Raw genomic sequence first — 2,103 nt, forward strand, 5'->3', positions numbered from 1 at the left:
GAGCAGGATGGCGTAGCGCTCCCGGTCGGTCATCGAGGCGGACGGGGGGGGGCGCCGGGCGGGCGGGGGCCGACCGGTCTTTCCAGGCAAAGGTCAAAGACAGGAATTCCGCATGCGAGAGGTCACCCGCAAAGGCCTCATGACCATGATGGCGGCGACCGGCGCGATTGCCGCCGCCGGTGGTTATGCCCACGCCGACTCCGGGGCGAGCGGCTCCAGTTCGAATTCTCCGGGCGTACTGTCCGGCAATACCGTGCAGGCACCGGTGAACGCGCCGGTGAACGTGTGCGGGAACACGGTCGACGTGGTCGGAGTGCTCAATCCGGCCATCGGCAACAAATGCGCCAACCACGGTGGGGGCGGTTCCCCGTCCGGCGGTTACGGCCATGACGATCAGGGCGGCTACGGCGGCCACGGCGGCCACGGCGGCTCCGGCGGTCACGGTGGGTCCGGCGGCGCGCACGCCGGCGGGCACGCCGGCGGCTCACCCGGGGTGGGCTCCGGGAACCACGTCGAGGTACCGATCGACGTGCCGGTGAACGTCTGCGGCAACAGCGTGGACGTCATCGGTATCGGCAACCCCACCGCCGGCAACGACTGCGGGAACGGCCACCACACCCCGCCCTCCGGCGTCGGTGCGACGCCGGAGACGCCCAGCACTCCCGGGCACCCCGGAACGCGGAACATCCCGCCCGTCGCGCACCACGAGACGCCGGGCACCGCTCCGCACGTCAACCGGCCGGGCCCGCGGCCGGTGAGCCCCCACGGCACCGCGCAGCTCGCGCAGACCGGCAGTGATCTGCCGATGGGGCTCGTCCTTCCGGTGGGCGCGGGCGCGCTGCTGGCGGGAGCCGTCCTCTACCGCAAGGCACACGCCTCGGTGTGACGGTCGACACGGCCTCGGCGTGACGGCCGACACAACGGATCGGGCCCCGCCTAGGCGGGGCCCGATCCGTTTGTTCCGTTGTTCCGTCGCCTCAGCTCACCACGTGGCCCGTACCTGGCGGATGATCCGCCGGCGCAGCCGCACCCTGCGGCTGCCGTCCCGCATCAGGCTGAGGCGGTCCAACTCCCAGTGTCCGTACTCGGCATGGTCCGTCAGTAGACGTGTGGCGTCCTTGCGGGAAACCCCGCGCGGTACGTACACGTCGACAAATTCGTATTCCGGCATCGCATCTATTGTGCGGGCTGGGGCCCGGTACGGATAGCGTCTGCACTATGTCTGATGCTGCGCAGCCCACCGCTGCCGAGGTACGAGCCGCCGCCGAGGCGGTCAAGACCGCGCTCGACCGCCACCTGGCCGCGGTCGAACGCAGGTCGGGTGAGGACGATCCGGCCGTCTACGAAGCGTTCAACCAGCTGGCCGCGGCCGCCGAGGTCTACGACGAGCTGCTCTACGACCGCTATGACGAGGTCACGCCCTTCGAGATCCCCGGCGCGGACGACTCGCTGCCGCCGTACACGGGCCCCGAGGAACCGAGCGCGATCAGTGTGCTGATCCGCCGCGACTACGCCGTGGCGGAGCCCCAGCGGCTGCTGGCGCAGGCCCAGCGGGTCGAGGCGGCGGAGTACGACGAGGGCGTGGCCGAGGACGTGGCCGGTACGGTCCACGGCGCGCTCGGCATTTTGTTCGGCGAGTTCGAGCCGGACGAGATCGCCTCCCGGCACAAGGAGTTCGGGCTGGAGGAGGGCGACTCCACGCTCTGGGTGACGGCCGCGGACGAGCAGGCCGACCCGGGGGAGTGGCTGGAGGCCCCGTTCGAGCAGGTCGACCCGCAGCGGGTGGTCTGCCGCTTCGACGTCAGCGCGGTGTTCGACGACGACCTCGACGACACCGATGACGCCGATGACGTCGACGACGCCGATGACACGGACGACCCTGACGAGGTCGAGGCCGAGGGCGACGACCTGGAGGACGACCTTCAGGAGGACGTCGTCGACGACGACCTCGACGCGGAACTCGACGCCGATCCGGACGACGCCGAGGACGGAGACCTGGAGCGGCTGGACGCCGACCGCCGCTAGCGGGCCCTGACCGGGCCGAACGGCGCCGACCCGGCCGATGTGGCAGGCATGACGGCGGCGGCCGGGAGAGACCTCTCC

At 71.2% G+C, this 2,103-nt stretch carries 3 protein-coding genes; 2 read left to right on the forward strand and 1 reads right to left on the reverse strand.

The genetic code is table 11. From position 1 onward, the window contains the following. The first annotated feature begins 112 nt into the window (after window positions 1-112). On the forward strand, window positions 113-886 hold the full coding sequence (locus ACFV0T_RS27990; protein ID WP_385784732.1) for a chaplin: 774 nt from the start codon (window positions 113-115) through the stop codon (window positions 884-886). A 96-nt stretch (window positions 887-982) separates the two neighbouring features. Here the strand turns inward: ACFV0T_RS27990 and ACFV0T_RS27995 are convergent, their stop codons facing one another. After that, window positions 983-1,171 carry a DUF5703 family protein gene (locus ACFV0T_RS27995; RefSeq protein ID WP_007380901.1) on the reverse strand — a complete coding sequence of 63 codons (189 nt, stop codon included), beginning with the start codon at window positions 1,169-1,171 and terminating at the stop codon, window positions 983-985. A 47-nt stretch (window positions 1,172-1,218) separates the two neighbouring features. On the opposite strand from ACFV0T_RS27995, the gene ACFV0T_RS28000 reads away from it, so the two are divergent. Continuing rightward, window positions 1,219-2,025, forward strand: a complete 807-nt coding sequence (locus ACFV0T_RS28000) for a hypothetical protein (protein ID WP_385784735.1) — start codon at window positions 1,219-1,221, stop codon at window positions 2,023-2,025. The last annotated feature ends 78 nt before the right edge of the window (window positions 2,026-2,103 follow it).

This window comes from Streptomyces sp. NPDC059582, from assembly GCF_042735715.1.
Taxonomy (GTDB): domain Bacteria; phylum Actinomycetota; class Actinomycetes; order Streptomycetales; family Streptomycetaceae; genus Streptomyces.